A 23,223-nucleotide genomic window follows, 5' to 3' on the forward strand; every position below is an offset into this window, starting at 1 on the left:
CCTGCTGGAGGGGGCGAGGAGAATGTCTGCTCCCGCCCACCCCACGGCACGCAAATTGCATCTTTAACTCGTAAGCTCACCGAAATTGGAAAAGCTGTAGCACAGTGAGACAGACGGCAAATTTTCGACCGGTCGGCTTGGCCTCAATGGGGCTTGGCCATTATGCCGTTATCAACTCTGTGTGGGACGCCGCGCGCACGCTGCTGCACGAGTGGCCGGTCGATGACGGCGAAGACTATTTCGAAGCCGTGAAGTCCTGCCTGGATGCGATTATCGGCGATCTCCCGCCGGAAGAGGTGCGGGCATCCTTTATCAGGGCTGCTCAGGAAGCCGGCATCGCCGTCATCGAAGCTGCGGACTGAACGCCCGCCTGATCCAATCGTCCTGAACGCCAGATCCGCCCGACTTGACATTTTCGTCCGAGAGGCTAAATTAGAACAAAACAGGAACATTGGAGATGGTCATGACGCATACGGAACAAGTGATCGCCAACGCCCTAGCCCTTGTCGAAGCGTCACGTGCGGCGCGCGAGCGCGATCAACTGCGACGCGCCGCCTGGCAGAGAAAGGTCGAACTCAGCCGGCCGCTGCCACCCTTGCCGCGTCCGGTTCAATTGCCTTTGGCGCTGAACTGATGCAGCCGGCGAAAATCCCGAAACCCGATCTTGCTTGGCCCGATCCCGTTTGGCCCGATCCGGCACGACCCGATCCTGCTTGGCCGGATCCCGCGTGGGAAGTCGAAGCCGTGCTGGCCTGGCATGACGACAATGCCAAGGCGGCGATCCGCTCGCTGCTCGACGACTGCAAACATCTCCGCCAGCAACTGGCGCTGGCGGAGCGGGCGATGAGCCGCGGAATGACCCGCGGCTGGACACCGCGATACAAGCGCGACGTCCTCTGACACGAGAGGGCTCCCCGCCGTTGCAGGCGCGCTTCACGGAGAGCCGCCGAAAGCGTCGTCAGATCTGCGCCCAGCCACCGTCGACGCACAATTCGGAGCCTGTGATGTAGGCCGAGTCATCGGAGGCGAGAAACAGCACTGATTTGGCGATCTCATCGACCGTGCCGCTGCGGTGCATGGGGATTTGAGCATGCACCTGCACCTTCGTCTGCTCGATCATCTCTTCGCTGACGCCGGCTTTGCGCGCCTGATCGGTATCAATGTAGCCGGGAGCCATGGCATTGACGCGAATCCCTTTCTCGCTCAGTTCCACGGTCAGCGAGCGGGCCAGCGAGCGGATGGCCGCTTTCCCTGCAGAATAGACGCTGACATAGGGGCGGCCTTGTCTGCTGAGCGTCGAGGTATTGAGGATGATCGAGCCGCCGGAGCGCATCAGCGGCAGGAGTTTCTGCACGGTGAAGTAGGTTCCCTTAAAGGTGTTGGCGATGGAAAAATCGAATTCTTCCTCCGACATGTATTCGAACAGGTTCGGCTTTGCCCCGCCAGCATTCGCAAAGATGATATCGACGCGACCATGCTTTCTTTCGACATGGTCGCGAAGCACATCGATATCCGCGATTCTGGAAATATCGCTGCGGATGGCGTCCACACCATTGCCGATGCTTTGCGCCGCGGCATCGAGCGTCGCCTGATCGCGGCCGGTGATCACGAGTTTAGCGCCTTCGCGTGCGAAGAGCTTGGCTGTCGCCAGTCCCATTCCCGAGTTGCCGCCGGTGATGACTGCGATTTTACCGTCCAATTTACCCACATTCGTCTCCAATTTGCGTCTGAAGACCCCGGCATGGCGTGCAGGATTGCTGGAGCAGCGGGGCCGGATGTTATATATGAAGCATCCTTCAGCTTTTGGATTCGCTTATGGGAACGGGTTCTCCGCCACCGCTAACCCCCCGGAAATCCCCGCGTCAGGGCCGAGCCATCGCCACTGTCGACGCCATTTTCGAGGCAACCCTTCAGGTTTTATCGAGTGATGGCCTGATCCGTCTGAACACCACGCGGGTGGCGCGTCGTGCCGGCGTTTCTGTGGGAACGCTCTATCAGTATTTCCCGAACAAGCAGGCCTTGCTCTTCGCGGTGCTGGAGCGGCACCTCGACATGCTGGCCGGCGCCATAGAGAGGGCGCGTGATCAAAACCCAGGCGCTGCGAAAGAGTTGATCGCCGAGGCCGTGGTGAAAGCCTATCTTCAGACGCAGTTGGCGCAGGCCGAGATTTCCCCAGCCCTCTATCGCATTGCCATGGAACTCGACGCCCGCGCGTTGATCGAGGCGGCGGCCCGGCGGAGCGCAGGCGCCATCGAGGCGATGCTGTCCACATCGGCGGACGGCCGTTTCGCCGATCCAGGCCTGCTTGCTCAAACCCTGACGGCAGCGCTTTACGGAGCGGTTCCGCCCTTCTGCCACCGCGTTTTGTCCGCGGCCGATGGTCTTGAGGCCGAAAGGCAGCTGACGATCATGTTTCGCTCATATCTGGTCGCGCAGCCGGAGTTGAACGATCGGGAATGAGAGATCAGCGAGCCGGGAATGCGCTGTGAGCGATAAAGGCCCTGTGAGCGATAAAGGTCCTATCAGCTTATCGCCTCATGACAGTTCTCCCGCCGTCAGGCCAAGGCCCAACCGGGCGAGATAGTTTTCCAGCGCCGAAGCTTCACGGGATGCGACAATGGCGCCGATATAACCGTCGGGACGCACCAGCACGAAGTCGCCCGGCGTCAGGGCGTAGGCGTTGCGGAAATGCCCGCCTTGATCGATGAGATCGCCGCGCCGGCCGATGCTGTGGATGTGCAATCCGCGGCGCGGCGGCACGGCTGCCTGATCGACCTCATAGCCAAGCAATGTCCAGTGCGTGCCCTTGAACAGTTCGAACAGACGCCGCGGCTGGCCGGCCGCACCGGTGAGCGGTGCATCGGGCGCACGGTCGCCGGCCAGCAGGCCGCCGCGCCGCTCCGGCTTTTCCAGCGCGAGGGACGACTCGGGATAGCCGATATCGAGCTGATGGACCTCGCGGCCGCGCCTGAGATCGCCGCGCTTCAGCGCATCGAGAAGACTGGTGGCAAGACCAAGCATCGCCGCCGCGATCGGGCGGCGCTCTTCCTCATAGCTGTCGAGCAGCGCATCCGGCGCGCCGGCTGCGACCGCCGCCAGTTTCCATCCGAGATTATAAGCGTCCTGCACGCTGGTATTGAGACCCTGGCCGCCGGTCGGCGGATGTGTATGGGCGGCATCGCCGACCAGGAATACGCGGCCGAGCCGGTAGCGATCGGCAAGCCGGGCGTTCATGTTGAAGGCCGAGGCCCAGGAGACCGATCGGACGTGAATATCGTCGCGGCCGGTGCGCTCGCCCACCAGCGCGGTCAAGCCGGCGGCCGACAGGTCGATCTCGCCTTCGAGCGGGATCGGTCCCTGGATCTGGAACAACTCCGTTCCGGCGAGCGGGCAAAGCGCAATCTGCCGCTGCATGTCGCCTTCGCCGAAACGATGCCAGGCGTCGCGCTCCAGCCCCGTCAGCACGACATCGGCGACGATGGCGCGCACGCCGAGCGTCTTGCCGGGAAAGCCGATATCGAGCGCGTGGCGCACGAAGCTGCGCCCACCATCGGCGCCGACGAGCCAGCGCACACGGATGGTCTCTTCGCCGGACTGGCCGTTGAGCCGCGCCGTTACCCCGGCATCGTCCTGTTCGAAGCCGATGAGTTCACATCCGAATTCCGGGCGGTGCCCGAACTCGAGCAGGCGCTCGCGCATCACGCCCTCGGTCAGGAACTGCGGCACCATCAGCGGCAGATGGTAGGGCTCGGCAGGCGTCGGCGCCTCATGCAGCACGACCTCGGATTCGCTGACGCTTCCATCGTCGCGATATTCCCACTGCCGGGGATAGGCGCCGCCGAGCGAAACGACCCGGTCGAGGATGCCGAGATCTTCGAAGACCTCCTGGGTGCGCGGCTGGATGCCCTTGCCGCGGGAGCCGCGGAAGGGGTCGTTCAATTTTTCGATCAGGCGGAAGCTGACGCCGCGCCGCGCCAGCTCGATCGCCAGCGTCAGCCCGGCTGCACCGGCGCCGGATATCAGCACGTCGACTGTGGAATTCTGTGTCATTGTCATCTCCATATGTGTAATATGCACATAATAGGAGAATCGACATGCCGTCAAGAAAAAGCGTGCAAAATACACATATATCCGAAAAACTGCGTGAACTGCATGGGGCTTTGATCGAGATCGTCAGCGTCATGAACCGCCCGCAGCGCGACGAGCAAATGGTCCGCGAAGCCGGCATTTCGCTCGATCGTGCGCTGTTTCCCCTATTGGTCACGGTGGAACGCCTCGGTCCGATCGGCGTGGTCGAGCTCGCCGATCGGGCCGGGCGCGACTACACCACCGTCAGCCGTCAGGTTGCCAAGCTCGAAAGCCTCGGCCTGGTCGAGCGTCGCGGAGGTGCCGCCGATCGCCGCGTGCGCGAGGCGGTCATCAGCCCGAAAGGCAAGGCGATGACCGACCGCATCGACGTGGCGCGCGAAAGGATCGGCCGCGCCATCTTCGAGCGCTGGGACGAGCACGACTTCAATGAGCTGGTGCGGCTGATGCGGAAATTTGCAGAAGATATCAGCGGCGATACCGGCGACAGCCCGTCGGCCCCGCATGACGAGCGCGAATGATCTGGGAGCGCGAAGCCATTGCACCGGCGTGTCTCCAGTGCTTTTCTAGACGCCTCTGCAATTCAACGCTCTCCGGTGATTCCCAATGTTCGATATTCTGCTGCGCGGCCTGGCGATCGGCGCCGGCGCAACCATCCTGATGGATCTCTGGGCGATCGTGCTCACCAAGGTCTTCGGCCAGACGGCCCCCAATTGGGCGCCGGTCGGCCGCTGGTTCTGGCACCTTGGCCGCGGCAAGGTCTTTCACGATAGCATCGCCGATGCCGAACCCTATGCCAATGAATTTGCGCTCGGCTGGATCAGCCATTACGCCGTCGGCATTCTCTATGGCGTGATCTTTGCCATCATCATGGGGCAGGGCTGGCTCGCCGCACCGACATTTCTTCCCGCCTGGATCTTCGGCATCGTCACCGTCGGGGCAGGGTGGTTCCTGCTGCAGCCGGGCCTCGGCATCGGCTGGGCGGCCTCCAAACATCCGACGCCGAACAAGGTGCGGTGCTTCAATCTGTTGGCGCATACGGTATTTGCATTGGGGCTTTACGGGACGGCGTTGATCATTCGCTGAGATCGCGGCCTGCCCCTCATCCGCCTGCCGGCACCTTCTCCCCGCCTGCGGGGCGAAGGGGATATGCCGCAAGCTCTTCGTCCCTCACCAACGCCTCACAGGGCACGTCCCCTCTCCCCGTCAGAACGGGGAGAGGGTTAGGGTGAGGGGCAGCTTTACACTCCGAACCGCGCTTACCGCGCCGCCCAGTTGGCGCCGCGGCGGAAGATGGTTTTCATCTCCGGCACGTCGAATTCCTTGGCCTGGTGGCCGAGCGAGGAATAGAAGACGCGGCCCTTGCCGTATTTGCGCTTCCACACCACCGGCATGACGACGCCGTCGATCCAGTAGGCGTGATCGCCGGTGAATTTGGTCGTCGCCAGAACCTCATTCGAGGGGTCGATATGCATGTAATATTGTTCCGACGTATAGGGGAAATCAGCAATCCCCTCCATCAGCGGATCGTCTGGCCGGGTGATATTGACGGTATAGTCGATGATGTTGCCGGGGTGCGCCACCCACTGGCCGCCGATGATGAACTGGTAGTCGACGGAGTCCCGGAAGGCATCGCCCGCGCCGCCGTGATAACCGGCGATGCCGACGCCGCTTTCGATCGCGGCGGCGAGGTTTTTGACCTCCTCCTTCTCGATCTTCGACATTGTCATGATCGGCACGACGAGGCTGAGATCGTGGACGGAAGGGTCGGCAAGCGCCTCGGTGCCGTGTTCGAGATAGACCTTGAAGCCGTCCTCCTCGAGCATGGTCTTGATGACTTCGGCGCATTCCTGCGGCTCATGGCCGCTCCAGCCGCCCCAGACGATCAGTGCTTCACGCATAGTCTTTCCTCCTGAAATTATTTCGCCAGCCGTCCGTCGACGATGGATTGGGACAAGGGGGCAGGGCGCTCCGTTGCCGTTGATATCGTCACCGTCCTGCCGGTCGCAGCCGCAGTGTGGAATGCTTCCATGACCTCGAGCACATGCAGCGCCAGATCGCCATTGGCGCGATGCGGCCGGTTGGAGCGGATCGCATGCGCCATGTCGGCAACGCCGAGCGAGCGATAATTGCCGTCGGCATAGGGTGCTGTGAGCGGCTGGTCCTCGAATTCGCCGCCCTTCTTTAGATATTCCACCGGGCCGCCGAACTTGTTCGGATCGGGCACAATCAGCGTGCCCTCGGTGCCGTAGATTTCGAGCGGCACATGCTTATGGCCGGCGACATCGAAGCTCATGGCGATCTGCACGACGGCGCCGTTCTCAAAACGCATCATGCCGGCGACATGCGTCGGCACATGCACGGGAATATGTTCGCCGTTGCGCGGCTCGCTGGTGACCAGCCGCACTGTGCGCGACGTCGTCGCAAAGCCGGCAACCTCAGACCCCGGTCCGAGCAGATTGACGAGATCGGTGATGTAATAGGGGCCCATATCGAGCATCGGCCCGCCGCCGACTTCGTAATAGAAAGCCGGATTCGGATGCCAGCGTTCATGGCCGGGGCACATGAAGCTCGCCGAGCCGCCGACCGGCTGGCCGATGACGCCCTGGTCGATCAGCGCGCGGGCCGTCTGGTGGCCGCCGCCGAGGAAGGTGTCGGGCGCCGCGCCGATGCGCAGATTCCTCGCCTTGGCGGCCTCGGCCAATTTTTTCCCTTCCGCGAAATTAATCCCGAGCGGCTTTTCCGAATAGGTATGTTTGCCGGCCTCGAGCGCCTGCAGCGCCACAGCCACATGGGCTTTCGGGATCGTCAGATTGACGATGATCTCGACCTTCGGATCGGCGAAAAGCTCTTCGATCGATCGGGCGGGAACGTTGAATTCCTTAGCCTTCGCCTCGGCCAGCTCCCGATTGAGATCGGCCACACCGCGAATGTCGAGAATGGGAAAGGATGCCATCGCCGTGAGATAGGCGCCCGAAATATTGCCGCATCCGATGATGCCGATACCGACTCTCTCCATGAATTCCTCCATTGATCTTGATTGTGACGCCCGTCAGAGCGCGGGCCCCGTCGTGCTCCAGGGCGATTCGTAAAGCTCGTAGAGCGCCACGGCAGCCGCGCCCTGCGCCCAGAAATCATCGCTCGAATCGTCGAAGACGAGTTCGCTCACCCCCTTCAGCGAGGGCGGAATGGCGAGCGCATAGGCATCGCGCAGACTGTTCAGAAAGGGTTCGCCGAGCGCCAGGCTCGACCCCACAAGAATGACCCGCGGCGGCGCAAACAGCGTGACAATATTGGCGATGGTCAATCCCACCGCTTCGCCGGCGCGGATGGCGGCGCTTATCAGCCGGTCGTCATCGGCCTTGATCAGCGCCTGGGCATGGGTCATGCCGCGGCCGAGCCGGATCGCTTCGGCAAAGCGCCCGTCGGTCGGCTGTTCGCCGAGGATGGCGCTTTCGCCGGCCTGGCTGAAAAGCCTGATGACGCCGTTCGGTCCCATGCCGAGCACCAGGTCGCCGAGATTATGGCTCAAGCCGCCGGCGCCGCGAAACAGGCTGTTGCCGTGCAGCACGCCGAGCCCCAGCGTTTGTTCCAGTGAAATCAACACCATATCCTCGAGATCGCGCGCCTTCCCGAACCAGTGATGGCCAAGCGTGATGGCATGCGCGTCGCTCTCGACGATCGTCGGCGTCGACAGCCGCGTCGACATTTCGGCGGCGAAATCGACATTGGTGTCGCGAAAGATCGGGCTGCTTCTTATGTAGCCGGTGCGGTGCTCGATGACACCGGGAAAGCCGAGGCAAACGCTGTCGACATCCTCGAGCGACAGCCCGGCATCGACGACGCAGCGCCTGACACCGTCCTCGACGAGATCGGCGATGACGCCGATCGGCTGCCGGTCGATGCGGATCGGCAGGGAGAGTTTCGACAGCACGTCACCACGAAAATTGGTGACGACGAAGACCATCCGGTTGGCGGCGATCTTGCCGCCGACGACGCGGGCGGCGTCCGGGTTGAGTTCCAGCGCCACGCGCGGCCTGCCGCGCACCGCCTCGTTGCGGATATCGCCTTCATGGCGCGGCAGAATCAGCCCGTCGTCGAGCAGCGAGGCGGTGATGGCGGAAACTGTAGTGGTCGAAAGCTCGGTGCGTTCGCTGATCTCGATGCGCGAGATCGGACCATGGCGCCGGATGGTATCGAGCACGTTCAAGCGATTGATCGCGCGCATCAATTCTGGATCTGCGGTCTTCATAAAAAACTAGCCGGCATCGTGTGTTGGGCGGAACCCAATATTTTTAACGGGTTACGAAATAAATAGCAGGCAATCCCGTGGGCCTGTCAAGCGCATTTGGTAAAAATAGCAGCGATCGGGTTGACATCCGGGCAAAGCTCCGTTGAATTAATCCGCATAGGGGAAAAATTGTGAGGATAGACCCCTGGGAGGAAAATCAATGAATTTTATGCTGAAGAACGCCGCTTTCGGCGGCAGGCGCATTGTATCCATGGCTGCGGCAGCCGGCCTGTTGTTGGCGGGAGCGGGTGCTGCCTCGGCGACGACGGTGGTGAAATGGCTGCATCTCGAGCTCGACCCGAAAAACGTCGCGGCCTGGGAAGACATCGTCAAGAAATACGAAGCCCAGCATCCCGACGTCGACATCCAGATGCAGTTCCTCGAAAACGAGGCCTTCAAGGCCAAGCTTCCGACATTGCTGCAGTCCGACGACGTGCCGGATTTCTTTTTCAGCTGGGGCGGCGGCGTGTTGAAGCAGCAGTCGGAGACCGGCGCGCTGCAGGATGTGACGGCAGCGCTTGATGCCGATGGCGGCAAGTTGCGCAGCGCCTATACCCCGGCTTCGGTCGATGGCCTGACCTTCGACGGCAAGACCTGGGCCATTCCCTATAAGGTCGGTCTCGTCAGCTTCTTCTACAACAAGGCGCTGTTTGCCAAGGCTGGCGTCAAAACCGAAGACATCAAGAGCTGGGCCGATTTTCTCGCCACGGTGAAGAAGATCAAGGCGGCCGGTATCGTGCCGATTGCCGGCGGCGGCGGCGAGAAATGGCCGATCCATTTCTACTGGAGCTATCTCGTCATGCGCGAGGGCGGCCAGAAGGTCTTCGAAGCCGCCAAGAACGGCGAGGGCGAAGGCTTCCTCGATCCGGCAATCATCAAGGCCGGCGACGACCTCGCCGAACTCGGCAAGCTCGAACCGTTCCAGCCCGGCTATCTCGGTGCGACCTGGCCGCAGACGCTCGGCGTTTTCGGCGACGGCAAGGCGGCGATGATCCTCGGCTTTGAAGCGACCGAGGCCAACCAGCGCAAGAATGCCGGCGACGGCAAGGGTCTTTCCTCAGACAATATCGGCCGTTTCGTCTTCCCGACGGTCGAAGGTGGCGCCGGCAAGCCGACCGATACGCTCGGCGGCCTGAACGGCTGGGCCGTCACCAAGAAGGCCTCCAAGGAAGCGCTCGATTTCCTCGCTTTCCTCACCAATGCGGAGAACGAGCGGGCGATGGCCAAATCAGGCATGTTGCTGCCCGTTGCCGTCGGCGCCGATGACGGCGTCGTCAATCCGCTGCTGGCCGAATCGGCCAAACAGCTTGCCGGTTCGACCTGGCATCAGAACTTCTTCGACCAGGATCTCGGTGCTGCCGTCGGCCGCGTCGTCAACGACGTCTCCGTGGAAATCGTCTCCGGCCAGATGAATTCCAAGGACGGCGCCCAGATGATCCAGGACGCTTTCGAGCTGGAACAATAACCAGCCCCCGCAGAGCCTTCCCGGCGCTCCCGATCAAACGGAGCGCCGGCATTGCTGCCGACGAACGAAAGCAGGACCCATGGCCAATATTTCAGTACCCTCGATGACTTCGGCCGCAAGGCCGGCAAGACGGGCGGCAAACCGGAAAAGCTCGGTCGCTCACGACCGGCTGACGGTGCTGCTCATCTTTCTGCCGCCGGCGCTGCTGCTGTTCACGCTCTTCGTCATCATGCCGATGGGCGAGGCGGCCTGGTACAGCCTCTACAAATGGAACGGCTACGGCACGCCAACCGATTTCATCGGCCTGCGCAATTTCCAGGTGCTGTTCCGCAATGCCGCTTTCACCCAGGCGCTGGTCAATAACGGCCTGATCATCGTCATCTCGATCTGCATCCAGGTGCCGCTTGCCATCTGGCTTGCCACCATGCTCGCCCACCGCATTCCCGGCGTCGTCGGCTACCGGCTGATCTTCTTCCTGCCCTATGTGCTGGCAGATGTTGCCGCGGGCCTCATCTGGCGCTTCGTCTATGATGGCGATTACGGCCTGTTTGCCGCCGTTTCCAATTTCTTCGGCTTTGCCAATCCTTACGTGCTCGCCGACAAGGATGTGGCGATTTATGCCGTGCTCGGCGTCATCGTCTGGAAATATTTCGGCTTTCACATGATGCTGTTCATCGCCGGCCTGCAATCGGTCGACAAGAGCGTGCTCGAAGCGGCCGAAATCGACGGCGCCACCGGCTGGCAGAAATTCCGCTATGTCACCCTGCCGCTGCTTGGCTCGACCCTGCGTCTCTCCATCTTCTTTGCCGTCGTCGGCTCGCTGCAGCTCTTCGATATGATCATGCCGCTCACCGGCGGCGGGCCGTCCAACTCGACGCAGACGATGGTCACCTTCCTCTACACCTATGGCGTCATGCGCATGCAGGTCGGCCTCGGCAGCGCCGTCGGCGTCGTACTTTTCATCATCTGCGTGACGCTCGCCTTCGGTTACAAAAGGATCTTCATGCGCCATGACTGATATGAGCTCTTCCATCCGCATGAGTGCGTCGACACGCATCTATCTCTACGTGTCGCTGAGCCTGATTGCCGCGATCGTGCTTATCCCGTTGCTGACGACGGCGCTCGGCGGCTTCAAGACGCTGGGCGACCTGCGCACCAATCCCTTCGGCATGCCGACGGAATGGCAATGGACGAATTATACCGACATTCTCTTCGGCGAGCGCTACTGGCTGCAGATCGGCAATTCGCTGATCATTGCGGCACTCACCGTGCTGCTGACGCTGATCGTCTCGTCGATGGCGGCCTTCGCCTTTGCCCATGTCCGCTTCTTCGGCTCGTCCTTTCTGCTGAATTATTTCCTGCTCGGCCTGATGTTTCCGGCGGCGACCGCGATCCTGCCGCTCTTCATCCGCATCCGCGATCTCGGCCTGCTGAACACCTATTGGGGCGTGGTGCTGCCGCAGGTGGCCTTCGGTCTCGGCATGAGCATCCTGTTGTTTCGCAACTATTTCCGTAACCTCCCGGAAGAATTGTTCCAGGCGGCCTTTGTCGACGGCTGCGGTTATCTCAGGTTTTTCTGGCATGTCTCGCTGCCGCTTTCCCGGCCGATCGTCGCCACCGTCAGCATCATCTCCTTCGTCGGCAGCTGGAACAGCTACATCCTGCCGCTGATCATGCTGAACTCAGAATCGAAATATCCCTGGCCACTCGGCATCATGGTCTATCGCGGCGAATACGGCACCGAATGGCAGCTGGTGCTCGCCTTCATCACGCTGACCATCCTGCCCACCATCATCGTCTTTTTCGTCGCCCAGCGGCACATCATCGCCGGCCTGACCGCCGGCGCCGTCAAGTCCTGAGCCGAACCATTGGAGCTGCAAGCATGGCATCCGTTTCACTGCACGATGTAACTAAGGCCTATGGCGCCGTCGACGTCATCCATGGCATTTCGCTTGATATTCAGGATGGCGAATTCGTCGCCCTCGTCGGCCCGTCCGGCTGCGGAAAATCGACGCTGCTGCGGATGATCGCCGGCCTCGAGGAGATCACCGACGGCGAGATTGCGATCGGCGGCAATATCGTCAACGCCATGACGCCGCGCGAGCGCAACATCGCCATGGTCTTCCAGTCCTATGCTCTCTATCCGCACATGACCGTCGCGGAAAACATGGGCTTCAATCTGAAGCTCGCCGGCGTCGCCAAGCCGCAGATAGAGGCTCGTGTGGCCGAGGCCGCCCGCATGCTCGATCTCGCCCAACTGCTCGACCGCAAGCCGGCCCAACTTTCCGGCGGCCAGCGCCAGCGCGTCGCCATGGGCCGTGCCGTCGTGCGCAATCCGGCCGTCTTCCTGTTCGACGAGCCGCTCTCCAATCTCGATGCGAAGCTGCGCGTGCAGATGCGCTCGGAGATCAAGACGCTGCATCAGAAGGTGAAGACGACGTCGATCTATGTCACCCACGACCAGATCGAAGCGATGACGTTGGCCGACCGCATCGTCGTGCTCAATCAGGGCAGGGTGGAGCAGCAGGGAACGCCGCTTGAACTCTACCGGAAACCGGCCAATCTCTTCGTCGCCGCCTTCATCGGCTCGCCGGCGATGAACATGCTCGAGGGTACGGTGGAGGGCGAAAACGGCGCGCCCGCCGCCCGCCTCGACGACGGCACGGCGATCCGCATCGCGCCCGACCGCAGAGTCAGGCCCGGCCAGGCCGTCACCATCGGCTTGCGCCCCGAACATCTCATTCCCGGCATATCGGGCGAGACGCCGCTTGCCGGCCGCACCATGCTGGTGGAGCCGACAGGCGCCCAGACCCATGTGGTCTTCGATCTCGCCGGCCAGCAGGTCACCGCCATCGTCGACGGCGAATACCCGGCCCGCTACGGCGCAGTCTTCGAAGCAAGCATCGCCAGCGACCAGGTGCATGTCTTCGACCGAGGCAGTGGGGTGGCGCTCTGAAACTGCTGCGCGCGTGATTTAACGCATGCCTTACAACGACAAAACCGCCGAGCAAGCCCGGCGGTTTTGACCGTTGATAAAGGTAGATCGCGACTACTCGGCCGCGATCCGCGAGACGCCGTTGGCCTGGACGATCTTTTCCAAGAGGGTGAGCTCTTCCTGGGTGAGATCCGTCAAGGGCGGGCGAACCGGGCCGGGGTTCTGGCCGAGGACGCGAAGACCGGCCTTGATGATCGAGACGGCATAACCCTTCTTGCGGTTGCGCAATGCGACGAAGGGGAAGAAGAAGCTCTTCAGGATTTCGTCGACGGTCGCCTGGTCGCCGGTGCGCAAGGCACCGTAGAAGCGCTGGGCCAGCGCCGGGACGAAGTTGAAGACGGCCGAGGAATAGGTCGTCACGCCGGCGGCGAAATAGGCTTGCGCATAGACCTCGTGGGTCGGCATGCCGCCGACATAGACCAGCCGGTCACCGAGCAGCGTGGTGATTTCGATCACCTTGTCGACATCACCGACGCCGTCCTTGAAACCGATCAGGTTCGGGCATTCCTCAGCAAGCCGGGCGATGCTCTCGGCCGTCAGGACGGCGTTGTCGCGGTTATAGACGATGACGCCGATGCCGACCGATTGGCAGACCGCCTTGACATGCGCGATCAGGCCGGCCTGCTCGGCAAACATCAGATAGGGCGGCAGCAGCAGCAGCCCGTCCGCGCCTGCCTTCTCGGCCGCCTTTGCGATCTCGATGGCGAGCGACGTGCCGTAGCCGGTGCCCGAGATGATCGGCGTCTTGCCGGCCGAAGCCTTGGCGGCGCGGACGACCTGCGGGATTTCGGCCGGATTGAGGGAGAAGAACTCTCCCGTGCCGCCGGCGGCAAACAGCGCAGCCGCGTCAAAACCCGAAAGCCATTCGACATGACGACGGTATTTCGCCTCGTCGAATGTCAGCTGATCGTCGAAATGCGTCACCGGAAACGAGAGGAGACCACTACCGACGGCCTTCTTCAATTCAATCGGGTTCATCATGAAAGTCCTGTTCCTTACCTGTTGAAATTGGCCGTCTCAGGCGCTTTCGAGCGTCTGCAGAAGGGCTGCGATATAGCCGTAGCAATAGGCGAATGCGGTGGCGGAAGGGTCCTTGCCGCTGACGGTCGGCACATGGTCGGGCATCAGCATATATTTGAAGCCCACTTCCTTGTAGATCCGGGCCGAGCGGACCATGTCCATGTCGCCTTCGTCCGGGAAGGTCTCCATGAAGGAGAGTTTGCCGCCGCGGATATTGCGGAAGTGGACGTTGAAGATCTTGTTGCGTTCGCCGAACCAGCGGATGACGTCGTCGATCTCCTTGCCGGGATTTTCCAGCATCTCGCCGATCGAGCCCTGGCAGAAATTGAGGCCGTGATAGGGGTTTTCCCGCATCAGCACGAACTTCTTCAGGCCTTCGACGGTGCCGAGCACCCGCGTGACGCCGCGAAAGCCCGGCGGCGTATAGGGATCATGCGGATGGCAGGCGAGCCTGACGCGGTTGCTTGCGGCGACGGGAACGACGCGTTCGAGGAAATAGTCGATACGCTCCCAGTTTTCGTCTTCGGAGAGAACGCCGGCAAGGCCGGGCGCGGCCTGCTGATCGGTCTTGTCCCAGCGGAAGCTGGCATTCATCGAGCCGCCGCGTCCCGGCTCATCGGGTGTGCGGGGAATGCCGATCAGGTTGAGATTGTATTTCACCGCCGGAATGCCGGCCGCCGCGGTATTCTCGATCAGTTTGCAGACGGCGTCGATCTGCCTGTCGCGCTCCGGGCCGGCGAGCAGGATATCGGGATAGGACGCCTTCTCGATCGGCTGCGAGGGCAGCGGCAGCTGGATCATGTCGAGGATCAGGCCGAAGCTTTCGACCTTGTCGCGATGGCGCTCGAGGTCTGAAAGCGTCCAGCTGCTCGGTTCTCCCGGCGGATCGGCGTTGATATGCTTCACACCCAGTTGCGCGAAGATGCGATAATCGTCGTCATCCCGCGCGGCGACCTGTGTTCCCAGATACATTTGAGTCTCTTTCGAAATTACACAATGTCATATGACATAATATGAATTTCGAAGAGAGTCGAGCCCTATTGCTGCTCGGAGAGCATCCGATAGCGACGTTGGCTGGCCATCATATGTGCTCGCATCGCCTGGCGGGCGCGATCCGGATCCTGATCGGCGATGGCCGAGAGAATCTCGACATGTTCGGCATAGACCTTCTGCAGATAGTCGCGATCATTGGCCTCGGGCAGCGTCGGAAACTGGCCGCGGGGGATCGCCTTGGGGCCGAATTGGCGCAGAACATCGACATAGAATCGGTTGTTGGTGGCGGCGGCGATCGCCATGTGGAAGGTGTAATCCGCCTCCACCGTCTGCTGCCCGGTCTCGATCAGGTTCGCCATGCGGCGGTTGGCCTCACGGATCGCCGCCTCCTGCTCGGCGGTGCGGCGATAGGCGGCAATCGCCGCCGCTTCACCCTCGGCCGCCATGCGGAACTCCAGCAACTCAAGGGTTTCCGGAATGCTTTTGATTTCCACCGGCGTCAATGACAGGACAGAATTTGCCTTCGGGTCCGCGACAAACACGCCTTTGCCCTGGATCGGCTTGACGAAGCCCGCCGACCTGAGGTCGGCAATCGCTTCGCGCACCACGGTGCGGCTGACCCCGAAGGTCGCTTCGAGCTGGGGCTCGGTCGGCAGCTGGTCGCCGACCCGCAGCATGCCCGTCTCGATCTGCGCCCGCAGCTGATCGATGACCTGTTGCGCCAGTCTTTGCCGGCCGCGGCTGAGTATCGTCATTTTTCCGTTCCCCAATCCCTTTGCACTCAAGTCTCCCGCTCGGGCCTTGTCAACCGTATCAGACTTCGATAGATCATAATACGACATACTGGCGACATAATATGTCTTCCATAGTAATCCAGGGAGGAGTGACAATGAAGCATTTTTCTAAAGGCTTGTTCGTCGGCGCCGTTTTCGGCGCCCTGACAATCGCCGCACCGCAGCTGCAGGCCGCGACCCCGCAGGACCAATTGGTGTTCGGGACATCGCTGGCGCAGGTTCTGTCCCTCGATCCGCAGCAGGCGACCGAAGGCAAGGCCGTCGAGATCATGTCCAATCTTTACGACCGGCTGGTCGCCAGTACGGCTGATGGTAAGATCCTTCCGCAGCTGGCGGAAAGCTGGAAGGTTGACGACAAGGGCATCACCTTCACGCTGCGCAAGGCCAATTTCGCCTCCGGCAATCCGGTGACTTCGAAGGACGTCGTCTATTCGCTGGCGCGGCTCTTGAAGATGGATCAGGCCGCCGCCGCCAACCTCAAGCGCGTCGGCTACGACAAGAACAATGTCGATAAGCTCGTCAAGGCGGTCGACGACCAGACGGTGCGCATCGATCTCTCCGACCAGGTGACGGCGGAACTTCTGCTCTACCGGCTGACGACGACCACCACCAGCGTGGTCGACAGCGTCGAGGTCGAAAGCCACGCCGTCGACAATGACTACGGCAACGCCTGGATGCGGACGCATTCGGCCGGCTCCGGCCCGTTCACCCTCAACCGCTGGTCTCCGAACGAATTGGTCATTCTCGACGCCAACAAGAATTATATGACCGGCGCGCCGAAGATGAAGCGCGTCATCGTTCGACATGTGCCGGAAAGCCAGGTCGAGCGGTTGATGCTGGAGCGCGGCGATATCGATATTGCGAGCGCATTGACAGCCTCCGATCTCGCGACGTTCCAGGCCAAGCAGGGCTTTGCCATCCAGCGGATCCCGACCGGCGGCTTCTACGTACTGTCGATGAATGCCGGCAACCAGTACCTCTCCAATCCCAAGGTCCGCGAGGCGATTGCCTATGGCATCGACTACAAGGGCATCGAAAAGACGATCATGGGACCTTACGGACGGGCAAGAACCGTTCCCGTTCCGGAGAACTTCGAGTATGCGATCCCGAGCCCGGATTGGCAGCTCAACGTCGAAAAGTCCAAGCAGCTGCTGAGCGAAGCAGGTTTCAAGGACGGCTTCTCGCTGACGCTGAAGACCATTGCCCAAACGCCGCGCATCGATCTTGCCACTGCCATCCAGGCATCGCTTGCCCAGGTCGGCATCAAGATCGACATCCAGCAGGGCAACGGCTCGGAAATCATTGCCGCCCATCGCGCCCGGGATTTCGATCTGCTGATCCCGCAGACCAGCGCCTATATGCCGAATGTGCTCGGCTCGATGGAGCAGTTTTCCTCCAATCCCGACAACTCGAAAGAGGCCAACAATGCCGGCAATTTCGTTTGGCGCTCGGCCTGGGACATTCCAGAGCTGACAGCCCTGACCGCAAAAGCATCGATGGAGCCGGACGCCAAGAAGCGCGGCGAACTCTACGTTCAGATGCAGAAGATGTTCGTCGAACAGAAGCCGGCCGTGCTGCCGATGTTCGAGCGCTTTGAGCCGATCGTCCTCACCGGCAGGGTCCAGGGATATGTCGGACATCCGTCGCAAATGACGCGTCTCGAGAACGTGACCAAGGTCGAAACCCAGTAAGACTCTTAAGGCAGCCGATCATGAAGGAACTCTCCGTAGCCGAATTTGGCCGACGCCTGGCGCATTTGCTGGTCAGCCTGTTCATTCTCCTCTGTGTGACCTTCGTGATCGGCCGCGTCCTGCCCACCGATCCGGTCGGCGCGATCGTCGGCGAACTCGCCGATCCCGCTGCCTATGCGGCGATGCGGGCCCGCCTTGGGCTCGATCTGCCGATCTACCAGCAGTTTTTCCTCTATCTGAACGGGCTGGCGCATGGTGATTTCGGCACCGCCGTCCTCACAGGCAATCCCGTCTCGTCGGACCTTGCCCAGGCATTTCCGGCGACGTTCGAACTGGCGACGCTGGCAGTGATCATTTCGACATTCGTCGGTGTGCCGCTCGGCCTGGTCGCGGCTCTGTTTCGCGATAGCTTCATCGACAAGATCGCCCGGGTGGTGGCGCTCGTCGGGCATTCGATCCCGGTTTTCTGGTTCGGCATCGTCGGGCTCGTCATCTTCTATGCCGGCCTGAACTGGGTCGGCGGGCCGGGCAGGATCGATGTCTTCTACGAAGGCCTCGTCACGCCGCAGACCGGGCTGCTGCTGATCGACAGCCTGCTGCAGGGCGAGACCGAAATCTTCTGGAATGCGCTCGGCCACATCATTCTGCCGGCGATCATCCTCGCCTATGCGGCAATGGCCTATATCACCCGGATGACACGCAGCTTCACCCTGGAGCAGTTGAGCCAGGATTATGTCATCGCGGCCCGCGCCAAGGGTGTCAGCCCCTTCGGCACGATCTGGCGCCATGTCCTGCCGAACATTGCGGTGCAGCTGATCACCATCCTGGCGATTTCCTATGGCGGCCTGCTCGAAGGCGCTGTCGTCACCGAGATCGTCTTCTCCTGGCCGGGCATCGGCCAATACATGACGAACGCCCTCATGATCGGCGATATGAACGCCATCGTGGCCGGCACCATCATCGTGGGATTCATCTTCATGCTGTTAAACTTCCTCGCCGACGTCGCTTACGCCGTCTTCGATCCGCGCATGCGGGAGGCTGCCCGATGAGCGACGCCGTCCGCAGTGACATTCGGATTCGCCCGCCAAGTGTCGCGACCCGCATCGCGGCGTCGTTTGCGCGTGCCGGCCGCAAATTGGCTGCCGAGCCGCTTGGCCTTGCCGGCTTCATCATCCTCGGCCTGCTATGCCTGATCGCGATCTTTGCGCCGCTTCTGGCACCCTATGATCCGGTCGTGCAGTCGCTTGGCGATGCCTTGCAAGCCCCGAGCCTGGCGCATTGGGCCGGCACGGATGAATTCGGCCGGGACATTTTAAGCCGGCTGATCTTCGGCACGCGCATCACCATCCAGACCGTGCTGTCGATCTCCCTGATCGTCGGGCCGATCGGCCTGCTGATCGGCGTCGTTGCCGGGTTTTTCGGCGGGCGCATCGATGCGCTGCTGATGCGGGCGACCGATATCGTTCTGTCTTTCCCGTCGCTAATCCTGGCGCTGGCTTTTGCGGCAGCGCTCGGTGCCGGCCTGACCACGGCAATCATCGCGATCTCGCTGACCGCCTGGCCGCCGATTGCCAGGCTTGCGCGCGCCGAGGCGCTGGTCGTCAGAAACGCCGATTATGTGGTCGCCGCCCGCCTTTACGGCGCCTCGCCGATCCGCATCCTTCTTCTCTATATCGCGCCGATGTGCGTTCCCTCGGTCATCGTCCGCCTGACCCTCAATATGGCCGGCATTATTCTGACGGCGGCTTCCCTCGGCTTTCTCGGCCTCGGCGCCCAGCCGCCGGCGCCGGAATGGGGGGCGATGATTTCCAACGGCCGTAAGTTCATGCTGGATTATTGGTGGGTCGCCGTCATGCCGGGCATCGCCATCCTTCTCACCAGCCTTGCCTTCAACATCGCCGGAGATGCTCTGCGCGACATTCTGGATCCCCGCCATGCCAGATCGTGAAATCAATGATCGTGATCTTCAGCCTGTTCTCTCCGTCAAGGGATTGACCGTCCGCTTCGGCCGCGGCGCCGTGCCCGCCGTTTCCAATGTCAGTTTCGACGTCGGGCGCGAAAGGGTCGGCATCGTCGGAGAATCCGGTTCCGGCAAATCGACGACGGGGCGCGCCATCATGCGCCTGCTGCCGCCGGCAGCGGTGGTCTCTGCCGAACGCCTGGATCTCGGCGGCGATCCCTTGCTGTCAAAGAGCGAGCGGCAGATGGGCGCGCTTCGCGGCAAGGACATCGCGCTGATCATGCAGGATCCGCGTTATTCGCTGAATCCGGTGCTCTCGATCGGCAAACAGATCGCCGAGGCCGCCCGCCTTCACCTTGGCCTTGGCAAGGCCCAAGCGCTCGACGCCGCCCGCGCCATGCTGGAAAGGGTGCGTATCAGCGATCCGGACCGGGTCATGGCGCTTTATCCCCACCAGATATCGGGCGGTATGGGCCAGCGCGTGATGATCGCCATGATGCTGCTGGCGCGGCCGAAGCTGGTCATTGCCGACGAACCGACCTCCGCGCTCGATGTCAGCGTCCGCAAGGACGTGCTGCTGCTGCTCGACGAACTGGTGCGCGAGAACAATTCTGGCCTGCTGTTGATCAGCCACGACATCCGCATGGTGGCGGCCTTTTGCGAGCGCATCATCGTCATGTATGCCGGCCGCATCGTCGAAACGCTGACCAGTCTCGAAGAGGCCCGCCATCCCTATACCCGCGGGCTGATAGCCGCGCTGCCCGACCCGAAGAACCCGGTCCGCCGGCTGGCGGTTCTCGACCGGGCAAAACTTGATCTGGAGACGGCGCAATGATCAATGTCCGCGACCTCGATGTCGTCTTTGCCTCGGGCAAATCAAGCAACCATGTTGTCAGGGGCATCAGTTTTCAGGTCAACCAGGGCGAGACGCTCGGCATTGTCGGCGAATCCGGCTGCGGCAAATCGACGGTGCTGCGGTGCCTCGCCGGAATGGAGGCGGGCTGGACCGGGCAGATCGAGCTTGGCGGCAGACCGATCGGCAAGCATCGCTCCCGCGAGGAGCTGAAATTCGCTCAGATGGTGTTTCAGGACCCTTACGGATCCCTGCATCCGCGCCATCGCATCGGCACCGCTTTGGCCGAACCGCTGCGCGCCATGTGCCATTCCGATATCTGGTCGAAGGTCGAAAAGGCGTTGATCCAGGTGGGACTGCCTGCAAGCTTCGCCAATCGTTTTCCCCATGAGCTTTCCGGCGGCCAGCGACAGCGCGTGGCAATCGCCCGGGCATTGATCCTGTCGCCGCCCATCCTGCTGCTCGACGAGCCGACATCGGCGCTCGATGTCTCGGTCCAGGCTGAAATTCTCAACCTGCTGGCTGATCAGCGTGAGGAAAAGGGACTGACCTATCTGCTCGTCAGCCACGACCTCGCGGTGATCGCCCATATGTGCGACCGGGTGCTGATCATGAAGAACGGTCTTTTCGTCGACGAACTCACCAGGGAGGATCTGCAGGCCGGCGTGACCCATGATGCCTATGCCCGCGAACTGTTCGAAGCGAGCTTTATCGAGGCCTGATATTTCCCGCTGCTGTTCCGTTGACGGCTGCGACACTGCCCCTTTCCACAAGGTGGCAGGAAAGCTCGACGCGACGCCGCGGCGTCGCCAGGCCGAGCATCATGTCGCGCAACAGATCGAGCGCGGTGGCGCCGAGTTCGCGCATCGGAATATGCACGGTCGAAAGCGGCGGATTGAGAAAGGCCGATTGCGGCAGGTCGTCGATGCCCATGACGGAAATGTCCTGCGGCACGGCATACCCCATCGCCTGCAATCCGCGCACGGCGCCGTTGGCAAGGCTGTCGCCCGCTGTCAGGATGGCGGTGAAGCAAAGGCCTTTGTCGCGGACGAGGCGGGTGATCGCCTCGGCGCCCAATTCCGGCAGCCAGTCATCGACTTCGAGCACCAGATCGGCATCGGCCTGCAGCCCGTGATGCTGCAGGGCATCGCGCCAGCCCTCCAGGCGCCGCTCGATCGTCCGCCGTCCGGGGCGCAGCATGAACAGGATGCGTTGGTGCCCGGCCTCGATCAGCCGCTCAGCGGCGATGAAGGCGGCCGAGCGGTTGCAGGGCGTCACACTGGAAAGCCGCATATAGGGATCGTCGCTGTTGACGAGCACGACGGGCTTTCCGAGGCCGGCCGCCGCCGCCAGCATATCCTCTTCGTCGACGGTCAGGATCAGCATGCCGCCAAAGCCTGGGTCGTCCCGCATCTCGGCGACGACGCGGGCTTCATCGGCCTTATCGGCGACCGGGCGCATCGCCAGCTCGATGCCGAGGGCGGCTGCGCGGGCATTCAGGCCTTCGAGCACATGGAGCGTGAACTGGTTGCGGACATAGTCGATCATCGCAGCGCCGGAGGCGACGAGCATGACCTTCTTGCCGGCGACGCTCGCCGGCAGGGCGTAGCTGACGGCACTTGCCGTTTCCAGCACCAGCTTGCGAAAGGAGCGATCTGCTGTCGCAGGCTCTCAAGCAGAGGATCGAACACGCCGTTCTCCGCTACCGCTATTGGATGGACGAACCGGGCAACGACGTTCAGTGGTATTTTTCGGAAAACCACGCGTTGCTCTTCCACACCGCCGCCTATCTCGGCGGCCGGCTTTTCCCCGATGCCGTCTTCGTCCGCTCCGGCCGCACCGGCGCCGAGCAGATGAAGGTCGGCGAAGAGCGGGTCCGGGCCTGGCTCGATCATTTCGAGCACTGGGAAATGGCCGAGTGGAATTCCGTTCCCTATTTCCCGATCGACCTCAAGGGTCTGACGGCGCTTGCCGCCTGCGCGCCGGACGAGACGATCCGCGCCCGGGCGAAGGCCAGCATCGTCCGCCTGATGGAGATCGTCGCCCGTTCGGCCCATCACGGCATGCTGACCGGCAGCCAGGGCCGCTCCTACGAACATACGCTGCGCCCCGGCCGCTCGGTCGAACTCTCGGCCATTTCTAGGTTGCTCTGGGGCCGCGGCTGGTATGGCCGGCGCGTCCACGCTTTGCCGCAGCTTGCCGTCTGCATCCGCGACCACGGCCTGCAGTTTCCCGAGGCGCTTGCGGCGATCGCCGCGCATGACGCCGACGACGCGCAGGAATGGACCTTTTCCCAGGGCGAGAACCGTTTTGCCGCCCTCTATCATTACAAGACGCGCGACACCGCGCTCGGCACCATCGCCCATTATCGCCCCGGCGCCTGGGGCTATCAGGAGACGGTGCTGCATCTGCGGCTCGGCGACCGGCCGGAAGCGCAGATCTGGATCAACCATCCTGGCGAAACCATCCAGTTCGGTTACGGCCGGCCGAGCTTCTGGGGCGGCTGCGGAACGCTGCCGCGCGTCCATCAATATCGTGATCTCGCCATTCTCGATTTCGACATCCACGAGGGCCAGCCGGATTTCACCCATGCCTGGTTCCCGCTCGAAGCCTTCGACGACACGATGGTCGACGGCAACCTGGCGCTTGCCCGCGCCGGCAACGGGCTTGCAATGCTGATCGGCAACGGTGCGCTCGAACAGGTGAAACACGGCCCGACGACGGATGTCGAGCTGCGCCTCTCCGGCCGCAAGGGCCGCTGGATCGTCCGTCTTTCCGATTGCGGCCGCGAGGGCGGCCTCGACGGCATGCGGGCGCGTTTCGCCACGCTCGCGGCCCGCCGGGACGGCGAGGGCGCATTGATCGTCATCGATCCGGACTATGGTCAGATCGTCTTCGAAGAAGACGGCGCCGTGCGCGCCGAAGGCCGCATTCTTCGCCCGTCGGACTGGTCGGTGCGGGGAGACGCGGTACATCTTGAGATACCAGGTAGGCAGCCTCGGCGCGCGGCCTCATAGACGACATTCCCGGCAGGTGGAGGACCCGGCCGGGCCTACTGCATAATTCCTTAAATCG

At 62.2% G+C, this 23,223-nt stretch carries 23 protein-coding genes and 2 pseudogenes; 16 read left to right on the forward strand and 9 right to left on the reverse strand.

The annotated features are described in order from the left end of the window. Nucleotides 1-104 precede the first annotated feature (104 nt). From CO657_RS08390 to CO657_RS08400, 3 genes are all read left to right on the forward strand, one after another. A complete protein-coding gene (locus CO657_RS08390) occupies nucleotides 105-362 on the forward strand; it encodes a DUF982 domain-containing protein (RefSeq protein WP_003586584.1) in 258 nt (85 codons plus the stop codon). Between the two features lie 101 nt (nucleotides 363-463). Next, on the forward strand, nucleotides 464-634 hold the full coding sequence (locus tag CO657_RS08395) for a hypothetical protein (RefSeq protein WP_010069037.1): 171 nt from the start codon (nucleotides 464-466) through the stop codon (nucleotides 632-634). Continuing rightward, entirely contained in the window at nucleotides 634-900 is a 267-nt protein-coding gene (locus CO657_RS08400) for a hypothetical protein (RefSeq protein ID WP_054183164.1), read from the forward strand. Before CO657_RS08395 ends, CO657_RS08400 begins: the two co-directional genes overlap by 1 nt. Nucleotides 901-958: 58 nt before the next feature. Here the strand turns inward: CO657_RS08400 and CO657_RS08405 are convergent, their stop codons facing one another. Continuing rightward, entirely contained in the window at nucleotides 959-1,708 is a 750-nt protein-coding gene (locus CO657_RS08405; RefSeq protein ID WP_054183163.1) for an SDR family oxidoreductase, read from the reverse strand. A 107-nt stretch (nucleotides 1,709-1,815) separates the two neighbouring features. Here CO657_RS08405 and CO657_RS08410 point away from each other — a divergent pair, with 107 nt between their 5' ends. After that, nucleotides 1,816-2,460 (forward strand): TetR/AcrR family transcriptional regulator, encoded by a 645-nt coding sequence (locus CO657_RS08410; protein WP_054183162.1) that lies wholly within the window; start codon nucleotides 1,816-1,818, stop codon nucleotides 2,458-2,460. A 75-nt stretch (nucleotides 2,461-2,535) separates the two neighbouring features. On the opposite strand, the gene CO657_RS08415 is transcribed toward CO657_RS08410, so the two are convergent. Beyond that, entirely contained in the window at nucleotides 2,536-4,050 is a 1,515-nt protein-coding gene (locus CO657_RS08415; protein WP_054183161.1) for an FAD-dependent oxidoreductase, read from the reverse strand. A gap of 44 nt (nucleotides 4,051-4,094) precedes the next feature. Between CO657_RS08415 and CO657_RS08420 the strand changes: the two genes are divergently transcribed. Both CO657_RS08420 and CO657_RS08425 read left to right on the forward strand, forming a co-directional pair. Then, entirely contained in the window at nucleotides 4,095-4,607 is a 513-nt protein-coding gene (locus CO657_RS08420; RefSeq protein WP_054183160.1) for a MarR family winged helix-turn-helix transcriptional regulator, read from the forward strand. Nucleotides 4,608-4,692: 85 nt separating this feature from the next. Then, a complete protein-coding gene (locus CO657_RS08425) occupies nucleotides 4,693-5,172 on the forward strand; it encodes a DUF2938 domain-containing protein (protein ID WP_054183159.1) in 480 nt (159 codons plus the stop codon). Nucleotides 5,173-5,345: 173 nt separating this feature from the next. Here the strand turns inward: CO657_RS08425 and CO657_RS08430 are convergent, their stop codons facing one another. The 3 genes from CO657_RS08430 to CO657_RS08440 are packed head-to-tail and all read right to left on the reverse strand — an operon-like array spanning nucleotide 5,346 to nucleotide 8,338. After that, on the reverse strand, nucleotides 5,346-5,987 hold the full coding sequence (locus CO657_RS08430) for a ThuA domain-containing protein (RefSeq protein WP_054183158.1): 642 nt from the start codon (nucleotides 5,985-5,987) through the stop codon (nucleotides 5,346-5,348). Nucleotides 5,988-6,004: 17 nt separating this feature from the next. Further along, the gene (locus tag CO657_RS08435; RefSeq protein ID WP_054183157.1) at nucleotides 6,005-7,105 is read right to left on the reverse strand and encodes a Gfo/Idh/MocA family protein; all 1,101 of its coding nucleotides are present in this window, start codon (nucleotides 7,103-7,105) and stop codon (nucleotides 6,005-6,007) included. Between the two features lie 33 nt (nucleotides 7,106-7,138). Beyond that, nucleotides 7,139-8,338: an ROK family transcriptional regulator gene (locus CO657_RS08440; protein WP_054183156.1), complete on the reverse strand. Its 1,200-nt coding sequence runs from the start codon at nucleotides 8,336-8,338 to the stop codon at nucleotides 7,139-7,141. A 199-nt stretch (nucleotides 8,339-8,537) separates the two neighbouring features. Here CO657_RS08440 and CO657_RS08445 point away from each other — a divergent pair, with 199 nt between their 5' ends. The 4 genes from CO657_RS08445 (at nucleotide 8,538) to CO657_RS08460 (ending at nucleotide 12,798) form a co-directional block, all read left to right on the forward strand. Continuing rightward, entirely contained in the window at nucleotides 8,538-9,842 is a 1,305-nt protein-coding gene (locus CO657_RS08445; RefSeq protein ID WP_054183155.1) for an ABC transporter substrate-binding protein, read from the forward strand. A 79-nt stretch (nucleotides 9,843-9,921) separates the two neighbouring features. Then, complete coding sequence (locus CO657_RS08450; RefSeq protein WP_054183154.1) at nucleotides 9,922-10,860, forward strand: carbohydrate ABC transporter permease; 939 nt, start codon at nucleotides 9,922-9,924, stop codon at nucleotides 10,858-10,860. After that, nucleotides 10,853-11,701, forward strand: coding sequence for a carbohydrate ABC transporter permease (locus CO657_RS08455; RefSeq protein WP_054183153.1), 849 nt, complete (start codon nucleotides 10,853-10,855; stop codon nucleotides 11,699-11,701). The genes CO657_RS08450 and CO657_RS08455 overlap by 8 nt, the downstream gene beginning before the upstream one ends. A gap of 23 nt (nucleotides 11,702-11,724) precedes the next feature. Next, nucleotides 11,725-12,798: an ABC transporter ATP-binding protein gene (locus CO657_RS08460; RefSeq protein WP_054183152.1), complete on the forward strand. Its 1,074-nt coding sequence runs from the start codon at nucleotides 11,725-11,727 to the stop codon at nucleotides 12,796-12,798. Between the two features lie 93 nt (nucleotides 12,799-12,891). On the opposite strand, the gene kdgD is transcribed toward CO657_RS08460, so the two are convergent. The 3 genes from kdgD to CO657_RS08475 form a co-directional block, all read right to left on the reverse strand. Further along, entirely contained in the window at nucleotides 12,892-13,818 is a 927-nt protein-coding gene (gene kdgD, locus CO657_RS08465; protein WP_054183151.1) for a 5-dehydro-4-deoxyglucarate dehydratase, read from the reverse strand. A 36-nt stretch (nucleotides 13,819-13,854) separates the two neighbouring features. Then, complete coding sequence (locus CO657_RS08470) at nucleotides 13,855-14,829, reverse strand: mannonate dehydratase (RefSeq protein WP_003573246.1); 975 nt, start codon at nucleotides 14,827-14,829, stop codon at nucleotides 13,855-13,857. A gap of 65 nt (nucleotides 14,830-14,894) precedes the next feature. Then, on the reverse strand, nucleotides 14,895-15,605 hold the full coding sequence (locus tag CO657_RS08475) for a FadR/GntR family transcriptional regulator (RefSeq protein ID WP_054183150.1): 711 nt from the start codon (nucleotides 15,603-15,605) through the stop codon (nucleotides 14,895-14,897). 134 nt (nucleotides 15,606-15,739) lie between these two features. On the opposite strand from CO657_RS08475, the gene CO657_RS08480 reads away from it, so the two are divergent. Genes CO657_RS08480 through CO657_RS08500 form a run of 5 tightly spaced genes read left to right on the forward strand, consistent with a single transcriptional unit; the run spans nucleotide 15,740 to nucleotide 20,870 of the window. Next, nucleotides 15,740-17,335, forward strand: a complete 1,596-nt coding sequence (locus CO657_RS08480; RefSeq protein ID WP_054183149.1) for an ABC transporter substrate-binding protein — start codon at nucleotides 15,740-15,742, stop codon at nucleotides 17,333-17,335. Nucleotides 17,336-17,355: 20 nt separating this feature from the next. Further along, nucleotides 17,356-18,384, forward strand: a complete 1,029-nt coding sequence (locus CO657_RS08485; RefSeq protein WP_054183148.1) for an ABC transporter permease — start codon at nucleotides 17,356-17,358, stop codon at nucleotides 18,382-18,384. Then, nucleotides 18,381-19,283 (forward strand): ABC transporter permease, encoded by a 903-nt coding sequence (locus CO657_RS08490; RefSeq protein ID WP_054183147.1) that lies wholly within the window; start codon nucleotides 18,381-18,383, stop codon nucleotides 19,281-19,283. The genes CO657_RS08485 and CO657_RS08490 overlap by 4 nt, the downstream gene beginning before the upstream one ends. Then, nucleotides 19,270-20,130, forward strand: a complete 861-nt coding sequence (locus CO657_RS08495; RefSeq protein WP_197283889.1) for an ABC transporter ATP-binding protein — start codon at nucleotides 19,270-19,272, stop codon at nucleotides 20,128-20,130. Before CO657_RS08490 ends, CO657_RS08495 begins: the two co-directional genes overlap by 14 nt. Beyond that, a complete protein-coding gene (locus tag CO657_RS08500; RefSeq protein ID WP_054183146.1) occupies nucleotides 20,127-20,870 on the forward strand; it encodes an ABC transporter ATP-binding protein in 744 nt (247 codons plus the stop codon). Before CO657_RS08495 ends, CO657_RS08500 begins: the two co-directional genes overlap by 4 nt. On the opposite strand, the pseudogene CO657_RS08505 reads toward CO657_RS08500, so the two are convergent. Continuing rightward, nucleotides 20,857-21,792 (reverse strand): annotated as a pseudogene (locus CO657_RS08505) (LacI family DNA-binding transcriptional regulator); the annotation flags it as partial. The gene CO657_RS08500 and the pseudogene CO657_RS08505 overlap by 14 nt on opposite strands. Before the next feature lie 5 nt (nucleotides 21,793-21,797). Between CO657_RS08505 and CO657_RS08510 the strand changes: the two are divergent. Beyond that, nucleotides 21,798-23,165, forward strand: a pseudogene (locus CO657_RS08510) (hypothetical protein); the annotation flags it as partial. Nucleotides 23,166-23,223 lie beyond the last annotated feature (58 nt).

Origin of the sequence: Rhizobium acidisoli, from assembly GCF_002531755.2 — a bacterium.
Lineage (GTDB): Bacteria > Pseudomonadota > Alphaproteobacteria > Rhizobiales > Rhizobiaceae > Rhizobium > Rhizobium acidisoli.

Coding starts and splice junctions, on each gene's coding strand:
- CO657_RS08395 (WP_010069037.1), top strand. CDS start 464: ATGACGCATACGGAACAAGTGATCGCCAACGCCCTAGCCCTTGTCGAA.
- CO657_RS08400 (WP_054183164.1), top strand. CDS start 634: ATGCAGCCGGCGAAAATCCCGAAACCCGATCTTGCTTGGCCCGATCCC.
- CO657_RS08410 (WP_054183162.1), top strand. CDS start 1,816: ATGGGAACGGGTTCTCCGCCACCGCTAACCCCCCGGAAATCCCCGCGT.
- CO657_RS08415 (WP_054183161.1), bottom strand. CDS start 4,050: ATGACACAGAATTCCACAGTCGACGTGCTGATATCCGGCGCCGGTGCA.
- CO657_RS08420 (WP_054183160.1), top strand. CDS start 4,095: ATGCCGTCAAGAAAAAGCGTGCAAAATACACATATATCCGAAAAACTG.
- CO657_RS08425 (WP_054183159.1), top strand. CDS start 4,693: ATGTTCGATATTCTGCTGCGCGGCCTGGCGATCGGCGCCGGCGCAACC.
- CO657_RS08430 (WP_054183158.1), bottom strand. CDS start 5,987: ATGCGTGAAGCACTGATCGTCTGGGGCGGCTGGAGCGGCCATGAGCCG.
- CO657_RS08435 (WP_054183157.1), bottom strand. CDS start 7,105: ATGGAGAGAGTCGGTATCGGCATCATCGGATGCGGCAATATTTCGGGC.
- CO657_RS08440 (WP_054183156.1), bottom strand. CDS start 8,338: ATGAAGACCGCAGATCCAGAATTGATGCGCGCGATCAATCGCTTGAAC.
- CO657_RS08445 (WP_054183155.1), top strand. CDS start 8,538: ATGAATTTTATGCTGAAGAACGCCGCTTTCGGCGGCAGGCGCATTGTA.
- CO657_RS08450 (WP_054183154.1), top strand. CDS start 9,922: ATGGCCAATATTTCAGTACCCTCGATGACTTCGGCCGCAAGGCCGGCA.
- CO657_RS08455 (WP_054183153.1), top strand. CDS start 10,853: ATGACTGATATGAGCTCTTCCATCCGCATGAGTGCGTCGACACGCATC.
- CO657_RS08460 (WP_054183152.1), top strand. CDS start 11,725: ATGGCATCCGTTTCACTGCACGATGTAACTAAGGCCTATGGCGCCGTC.
- kdgD (WP_054183151.1), bottom strand. CDS start 13,818: ATGATGAACCCGATTGAATTGAAGAAGGCCGTCGGTAGTGGTCTCCTC.
- CO657_RS08470 (WP_003573246.1), bottom strand. CDS start 14,829: ATGTATCTGGGAACACAGGTCGCCGCGCGGGATGACGACGATTATCGC.
- CO657_RS08475 (WP_054183150.1), bottom strand. CDS start 15,605: ATGACGATACTCAGCCGCGGCCGGCAAAGACTGGCGCAACAGGTCATC.
- CO657_RS08480 (WP_054183149.1), top strand. CDS start 15,740: ATGAAGCATTTTTCTAAAGGCTTGTTCGTCGGCGCCGTTTTCGGCGCC.
- CO657_RS08485 (WP_054183148.1), top strand. CDS start 17,356: ATGAAGGAACTCTCCGTAGCCGAATTTGGCCGACGCCTGGCGCATTTG.
- CO657_RS08490 (WP_054183147.1), top strand. CDS start 18,381: ATGAGCGACGCCGTCCGCAGTGACATTCGGATTCGCCCGCCAAGTGTC.
- CO657_RS08495 (WP_197283889.1), top strand. CDS start 19,270: ATGCCAGATCGTGAAATCAATGATCGTGATCTTCAGCCTGTTCTCTCC.
- CO657_RS08500 (WP_054183146.1), top strand. CDS start 20,127: ATGATCAATGTCCGCGACCTCGATGTCGTCTTTGCCTCGGGCAAATCA.